7 protein-coding genes are annotated in these 7,543 nt (G+C 71.0%); 4 read left to right on the top strand and 3 right to left on the bottom strand.

Annotated features, from left to right (window positions below; genetic code table 11):
- From PSH25_RS31375 to PSH25_RS31360, 4 genes are all read left to right on the top strand, one after another.
- Positions 1–854, top strand: an 854-nt coding sequence (locus PSH25_RS31375) for a sulfotransferase family protein (protein WP_238662499.1), incomplete at its 5' end; no start/stop codon positions are given.
- A 227-nt stretch (positions 855–1,081) separates the two neighbouring features.
- A complete protein-coding gene (locus tag PSH25_RS31370) occupies positions 1,082–2,029 on the top strand; it encodes an alpha/beta fold hydrolase (protein WP_238662498.1) in 948 nt (315 codons plus the stop codon).
- Between the two features lie 217 nt (positions 2,030–2,246).
- Positions 2,247–3,485 (top strand): sensor histidine kinase, encoded by a 1,239-nt coding sequence (locus PSH25_RS31365; RefSeq protein WP_238662497.1) that lies wholly within the window; start codon positions 2,247–2,249, stop codon positions 3,483–3,485.
- Entirely contained in the window at positions 3,473–4,117 is a 645-nt protein-coding gene (locus PSH25_RS31360) for a LuxR C-terminal-related transcriptional regulator (RefSeq protein ID WP_210781654.1), read from the top strand. Before PSH25_RS31365 ends, PSH25_RS31360 begins: the two co-directional genes overlap by 13 nt.
- A gap of 66 nt (positions 4,118–4,183) precedes the next feature.
- Here PSH25_RS31360 and PSH25_RS31355 read toward each other — a convergent pair whose 3' ends face one another.
- The 3 genes from PSH25_RS31355 to PSH25_RS31345 are packed head-to-tail and all read right to left on the bottom strand — an operon-like array spanning position 4,184 to position 7,393.
- The gene (locus PSH25_RS31355; protein WP_238662496.1) at positions 4,184–5,662 is read right to left on the bottom strand and encodes a hypothetical protein; all 1,479 of its coding nucleotides are present in this window, start codon (positions 5,660–5,662) and stop codon (positions 4,184–4,186) included.
- Complete coding sequence (locus tag PSH25_RS31350) at positions 5,659–6,438, bottom strand: sulfotransferase family protein (protein ID WP_238662495.1); 780 nt, start codon at positions 6,436–6,438, stop codon at positions 5,659–5,661. Before PSH25_RS31350 ends, PSH25_RS31355 begins: the two co-directional genes overlap by 4 nt.
- A complete protein-coding gene (locus PSH25_RS31345) occupies positions 6,431–7,393 on the bottom strand; it encodes a sulfotransferase family protein (protein ID WP_238662494.1) in 963 nt (320 codons plus the stop codon). The genes PSH25_RS31350 and PSH25_RS31345 overlap by 8 nt, the downstream gene beginning before the upstream one ends.
- Positions 7,394–7,543 lie beyond the last annotated feature (150 nt).

Below are 7,543 nucleotides of genomic sequence, written 5' to 3'. Positions count from 1 at the left end.
GTGTGACCGGCGTCGCGCGGCGTCAGGTCACCGACCGGCTGCGCCGAGGGGTACGCGCGGCGCGGGCCTGGGGGCGCGCGGCCCGGCCGGGAGAGCCCGGTCCGCTGCCCGACTTCCTGGTGATCGGTGGGCAGCGTTGCGGCACCACGTCGCTGTACCACCATCTCGCCGCGCATCCCCGGGTCCGGGTGGCCAGCGGCAAGGAGTTGCAGTACTTCAGCGTCCACCACGGTCGGGGGGTGCGGTGGTACCGGGGGCACTTCCCGCGCCTCGCCCCGGGTGAGCGCACGTTCGAGGCGAGCCCCTACTACCTGTTCCACCCGAGCGTGCCGGCCCGGGTCGCGGCGACCCTGCCGCAGGCCCGCTTCGTCGTCCTGCTGCGTGACCCGGTGCAGCGGGCCTACTCGCACTACCTGCACACCCGCTCGTACGGCGCCGAGCCGCTCTCCTTCGCCGACGCCCTCGACGCGGAGGACGAGCGGCTGGCGCGGGCGACGCGCGGTGGCCCGGACAGCGCCGCCGCGCACCGGGCGTTGCGTAATTATTCGTACGCGGCCCGGGGTCGCTACGCCGAGCAGTTGGACCGGTGGTTCGCGCAGGTCCCGCGGGAGCGGATCCACGTCGCCCGGACCGAAGACCTGCACACCGACCCGGCCGGCACGTACGGCGACATGCTGCGCTTCCTCGGCCTGCCGGCCTTCACCCCCGAAACGTTCACCCGGCACACCCGTCGCGTCGACCACGGCGTCTCGCAGCTGACCCCGGCTCTGCGCGAGCGTCTCGGCGCGCACTTCGCGCCGCACAACGCCCGCCTGACCACCCTGCTCGACTGGCCCGAACCCTGGCCCGGCTAGGGCACGGCGGTCACCGTCGGTCACCGCCGCCGAGGACGGACACGGCAATGAGCGGTATACCGCTACTCGGCAAGCCCTCGGGAATCCCCGTCAGATGCTCGCGATCGGCAGGCAGGCCCGTCTGCAGCTCGTGTCGTAGCGCCCCCGGCGAGGGTAGGGGTAACTCCCAACCCGACTGGGGGGTAGCAGGATCGAGCAAGATCCAGAAACCGTGGAAGCTCATTTCCATGACCACGCAGAAGATCTCCCGGTTCCATCGGGCCGCCCTGGCCCTCGTCCTTCCCGTCGCCGTGACAGCGGCAGTCGCCGGGTGCGATGACTCGGCGGCGCCGAAGGCCGCGCCCGCGGCCAGTTCGGTAGCCGCGGTTCCCTCGACCTCGACAAGCGCGGCCGGCCCGGCAAGTGCGGCCCCCGCAGCGGGCTTGCACATGATCGCCAACAACGGGCATCAGCTTGCCTTCCACGTCACGCCCGGAAGCTCTCCCACCATCGTGCTGGACGCCGGCGGTGGCGAGGACTCCTCGTACTGGGATGCCCTGGTGCCGCAGCTGTCGCAGGCCACCGGATCGCAGATCATCACCTACGACCGTGCCGGTCTGGGCGCCAGCGAGGAGGTGAAGGGCCCATGGGACCCCAAGGCCGCCGCCTCCGACCTGCAGGCCGGTCTGCGTGAACTCGGCGTCACCCAGAACGTGGTCCTCGCGGGCCACTCGCAGGCAGGAGAGGTGGCCCACTACTTCGTCCTCGCGAACCCCGGCGTTGTCTCCGGGGCGGTGCTCATCGATGCCAACGTGCCGCAATTCTTCACCGACACCCAGACCCAACGCCTCGTCGCGCTAACCGCGCCGCAGATCGAAGAGCTCAAGAAGGCGCCGTCGACGAAGGCGAACCGCCAGCTCATCGCCACGGCCGACAACTTCGGTCCCACGCACCAGGCGTACCACAAGGTCTCCTGGCCCGATGGCGTTCCCGTCATCTATATCGTGTCGGACAAGACACCCTTCGATGGATCTCCGCGGGACGCTCAGGCCTGGCGCGACGCGGCAGCGGCGTTCACCAAGGCGGGGCCCGACCGCACACTCGTCATCGCCGAGGGAAGCTCGCACGACGTTCCCCAGGACAAGCCCGCCCTGGTGCTCAAGGAAATCGAACAGATGACCGTCACCGTCAAGTAAAGGCCATCGGGCCGACGGCTGACAGGACCGGCGAGCCTGGTTGACCGGCGCTGCCCCGGCCAGCCCGGCGGTTCGGCACGATACGCGATGATGGAGTGAGATGACCGATAACAGCGGAACCGCCCTGTCCGGCGGCTCCTCGCCCTCGCGGGAGGGCTCCGGGCCGGGTCGCGTCGCTCGCAGCGGTCCGATCCCGCGCTCCGCGCTGGCCCAGCGGATGAGCCTGCTGGGCTGGTCGCTGGTGCTGGTGCCGGGCGCGGTCCTAGGTGCCGTGCTGGCCACACTCTGGATCACCTCGATATCGATCGCCGCGCTTGGCGCCGGAATCCCACTGACCCTGCTCGCGACCGTACTGGTGCGCTGGTTTGCCGACCTGCATCGCCAGTGGGCCGCCGACCAGCTCGGCGAACCGGTGCCCGCCCGGCCCTATCAGCCGACGCCGGACGCCGGGTGGCCCGTGCGGCTCTGGACGATCCTGCGCGACCCGGCGACGTGGCGGGACTGGATCTGGTTGGTGATCAACTCGATCACCATTTGGTTGAGTTCCGGACTGTCGCTGCTGTTCTTCGTCTTCGGAGTCGTATACCTGACCTATCCGCTCATCTATCAGCTGACGCCTTCTCAGGTATTCCGCACTCCGCTGGGAGAGGGCTTCCGGCTGCACAGCGTCGCGCAGTCGTTCGGGCTGGTACCGCTCGGTCCGGTTTTCCTTCTGCTCTGGTACGTCACTGCGGTGCGCCTCGCGAACCTCAACGCTCGGGTGATCCGCGCTCTGCTCGGCCCCACCGAACAGGCGCGCCTGCGGGCCCGCGTCCAACAGTTGGCGACCTCGCGAGCTGAGACCGTCGACACCCAGGCCGGTGAACTGCGCCGAATCGAACGCGACCTGCACGACGGCGCGCAGGCCCGGCTGGTGTCGCTGGGTATGAGCCTGGGCTTGGCCGAACAGTTACTACCCCACGATCCGCAGGCCGTCCAGCAGTTGCTGGCCGAGGCCCGCGAGTCGACCTCCAGCGCCCTCACCGAGCTGCGCGACCTGGTACGAGGCATCCATCCGCCGGTGCTGGCCGACCGTGGCCTGGACGGCGCACTCAAGGCCTTGGCCCTGGTCAATCCGATCCCGACCACGGTGGTGACCCGCCTACCCGGACGGCTGCCGGCCCCGATCGAGTCCGCGGCCTACTTCGCCGTCGCCGAGGCCTTGTCGAACGCCATCAAGCACGCCCAGGCCCAGCAGATCCGGATCACCGTGGAGTTCGCACCCCACCGGGGCGGCGCTGCCGGGGAACTGACGATGCTGGTGTCCGACGACGGCCGTGGGGGTGCTTCGATCGATTCCGGCACGGGCCTTCGTGGCATCGTCCGTCGCCTGGCGGCCTTCGACGGCACGCTGACCGTTGACAGCCCGCCGGGCGGACCTACCGAGGTGAGGATGTCGCTGCCGTGCGTATCGTGATAGCCGAGGACCTCGCCCTGCTCCGCGAGGGCCTGATCAGGATCCTGCGGGCCAATTCATTCGAGGTCGTGGAAGCCGTTGACAACGGCCCCGCGCTGATCCGGTCGCTGACGACGCACCGCCCCGACGTCGCCATCGTCGACGTGCGGTTGCCGCCGACCTTCACCGACGAGGGGCTGCGTTCCGCGATCGAGGCCCGCCGCCAGATTCCAGGGCTGCCCATCATGGTGCTGTCGCAGTATGTCGAGCAGATCTACGCCAGGGAGCTGATGTCAGATCGCGCGGGCGCGGTGGGCTACCTGTTGAAGGACCGGGTTACGGACGTCGACCAATTCGTCGCCAGTGTCCGGCAGGTCGCTACCGGCAGCACCGTTATGGACCCCGACGTGGTGAGTGCGCTACTCACCCACCGCTCCACCGACCCTAAGCTCCTGGAGCTGAGCCCACGCGAGCATGAGGTCCTCACCCTGATGGCCGAGGGCCGCTCGAACGCCGCGATCGCCGCCCGGATGTTCGTCACCGAGAAAACGGTCAGCAAACACAGCAACAACATCTTCACCAAGCTCGGTCTCAAGCCCTCCGAGGACGACAACCGCCGCATCCTGGCGGTCCTCGCCTACCTGGAAGGCTGAGTCCTTGGCCTCTGCCCACCATGAGTGCGACCGACATGCGGGCCAGCGAGCGCACGCTGGGGGTCGCTAACGGACGGCAGCGAGGATCCGGTCCACCGGCTGGTCGGCGCGGAGCAGGACGGGGACGTCGGTCACGGTGGTGCCGCCACCGGCCGCGCCCAACGGGGAACCCACCGCCCCGGTCCGTCCGCCCGGGGCAGCAGGCACGGTCACCGGCGTGTTCGACGCCGACCAGAGCACCAGCGTGCTCGACCCGCCCCGGACGAACGCGATCCCGTTCAGCCGGCCGGCCACCGAGGCGGGCAGCGGCGTGACGGTGGCGTCCCGGGCCGCGTCGGCCAGGGCGGCCAACATCCGGCCGGCCTCGCGTTCGGTGCCGTCCGGGTCGAGCAGGCCGTAGCGGACCTCGCTGCCGGCCGCGTTGTTCGGGTTGTACGCCAACGGCAACCAGCTGATCTCGCCGATCCCGCCGGCCGCCAGCAGGGTGACCGTCTTGACCATCTCGGCCGCCCGGCTGGCCGGGTCACCGTCGCCGTCGCGCCAGAACTGCCCGACCTCCCACGCCTGGATCGGCGTACCCGAGGGTGTGGTCGCGCGCAGGTAGTCCAGCAGCGGCGCCACCCCGCTGAAGTGCTCGTAGAAGTGCACCTGCCGGATGTCGACGGTGCGGTCGGTCAGCAGCGACTCGGTGACCGCCAGGAAACGCAGGCTGCGGCTGTTGGTCTCGGTACCGAGCGCCCTGCGCAGTTGCGCCTCCCCGGTGACCGCCGGGATCTGCTGCCCCCGCGTGCCGACCCGCCGCTGGAAGTACGCCTGGTAGGCGGCGACCGCCTCGGCCCCCCGACCGGCGCGCACCAGCCGGTCGGCGACACCCATGCCGTACGCGACGCTGCTGATGCCGGAGTCGACCACCCGCGCCTTCGGGTCGGTCGCGCGGATCGTCTCGGCGGCGGCCCGGACCACCCGCGCGTACTCCTCGGGGCTGCCGGCCCAGTAGCTCGGCGCGTTGACCTCGTTCTCGATGGCGTACTCCCGCACCCCGTACGGGCCGTAGCGCTGCACCACCGAGCGGACGAACCGTTGGTACGCGCCGAGGTCGGTGGGCATCGCCGACTCGGTCTTCTTCGCCGTGCCCCGGGTGTGGCGGGCGGTGCCACCGGTCGCCCAGCACACGCCGGTGCGGATCTTCAGGTGCAGGGTGATGCCCAGCTCCCGGCTGCGCGTGGCGATCTCGTCCAACCCGGCCCAGTCCGCCTGCCCCGAGGTCCGTTCGATCTCACACCAGGAGATCTCCTCGTACGTCGCCGAACCGGCGAGCCGGCGCAGGTACGGCTCGAACTGCTGGTACCGCGACCAGTCCCAGTGCGCGCCGAACGGGTTGCGCACCCCGTCCACGGTGCTGGTGGCCGCGGGTGCCGCCGTCGCGGAGGGGGTGGCGGGCGGCGGCGGGTCGTCGTCGCCGGCGGTGCAGCCGGCGCTGAGCAGGAGCGTGGCGGCGACGATGGCGGCGGTGGCGACCGCGCGCAGCCGGCCGGGGCGGGTCACCGGTAGCCCAGGGCGCGCAGGGTCGGACCGGAGAAGACCCAGACCAGTAGGCGGAGGAACGGGTCGAGCTCGCGGCGGTGGCTGCCCACCCGGGAGCCGTAGATCGGCGCGGTGACGCTCGCCGCGGCCCGCCGTCGCTCCGCCTCGGTGGTGTACTTCTGGGCCACGTCGTGCTGCTTGCTGTCGTAGTCGAGGATGCCGTCCTCCCACGGCTCGCCGAGGAACTCGAAGAGGCCCCGCATCGCCTTCTCCGGCTCGCTGACCGCCTGCTCGTACCGCAGCTCGTAGTAGCGGTCCGTCGGCAGGGTGGCGCCGACCGCCCGCGCGGCGCGGATGTAGCGCGGCCACTTCACCACGCACTTCACCGCGGACCAGTAGCCGAACCGTTTGCGGTGGGAGACCACCACGTCGCGTCCGTCCCGGATGAGGTGCACGATCTGGGCGTCCGGGAAGACCTCGGTGACGAAGTCGAGCGACATCGCGTACAGCGGGGTCTTGTCGGCCCACCGGGTCTTGCCCCGGGCGGCGGCGTAGTCGGCGTGCACGCCGCCGAAGAAGTCGCGGATCCGGCGCAGCCAGTCCTCGCGCGGGAAACCGAAGCGGGCCAGTCGTTCCCAGTCCCGGCCGACGATCCGTCGCAGGTCCGGCAGGAACCGGGTCTCCGGGCCGCAGCTGATCCGCGAGTGCGAGTCCAGGACGAGGCGCACCATCGTGGTGCCCGACCGCTGGCAGCCGACCAGGAAGATCGGCGCGGTGCGGGTTCCGGTCTCAGCCACTGTCGACCGCCTTCGTCGTCTCGGATCGGGCGTCGGCGGCGGCGCGGTCGAGCCGGTCGGTCAGCTCGTCGCAGAGCGCACGGACGCGCGTGTCGATCGGTAGCCGCCGGTGGCCCACCGCGCGGTGTGACTCGCGTGGGGCGATGTGCGCGTGCAGCCGCGGATGGTAGGGGAAGTCGAGGAAGGCGCAGAGCCGCCGAAGCTGTGCGGCGGGCTCGGCGACCAGGCTCTCGTAGCGGCAGAGCAGCACGTCGGCCCGCTGGTCCAGGCCGAGCTGGAAGAACAGCGAGTTGCGGACGTACCAGAACAGGGCCGCGCCGCTGTGCGGATCCAACCGCTGTGGCTCGTGCGCCCGGATCAGCTCGACGGTGTCGGCGTCGAGCCGCTGCCCCTGCCACCGTCGGCCGATGCTGCCGTCGGCGATCGCCCGCAGGGCCCGCAGGTTGGCGTCGCCGAACTTGGCGACCTCGGAGCGGGCCCGGTCGTCGACGTCGCGGTAGACCCACAGCGCCCGGCCGGGCGTCAGCCCCGGCAGGGCCAGCAACTCGTCCACGCGGTGGCTCTCGCAGAGCGGCTTGACCAGGACGTACGCGTGCCGGCTGCGTTGGAGGGTGGCGGTCAGCACCGCGTCCGGGCGCAGCTGGAAGCGGTGGAAGAGGGCGCGGTCGTTCTCGTTGCGGACCTCCACCTCGGGGGCGGCGTCCAGGCCCCGGACCAGCATGTTCGTGCCGGAGCGTTGCAGGCCGACCAGATAGACCGGCATCGCCGAGCCGGGTGGGTGGCCGGCCCGCCGTCGCCAGCGTCGCTTCGCCAGGGCCGTGCCGAGCCGCTCGACCGGGTTGAGGCGGTCCTCCTCGATCAGCCGTCCGACCCCCTCGGTACGCGCCCAGCGCAGGTGCCGCCGAACCCGCCGCGCGGTGTACGCGAGCGCGGAGACCTCGTCGTCGGCTGCCACGGGTCCTCCTCGTCGGGCACCGGCCCGGCCCAACACCACAGCGGGTGCGACCGGCGGCAGCCAGGCTATCGGGAGATCATGGCGGGAGGCCAGGCTGCGGACCGCACGGGCAGACGAAGATCACCCGTTCAGCCACATGCCAAACGTGAG

Origin of the sequence: Micromonospora foliorum, from assembly GCF_022229015.1 — a bacterium.
Lineage (GTDB): Bacteria > Actinomycetota > Actinomycetes > Mycobacteriales > Micromonosporaceae > Micromonospora > Micromonospora foliorum.
Note: the sequence above shows the minus strand (reverse complement) of the source record. Positions and strands in the feature narration are given on the sequence as shown.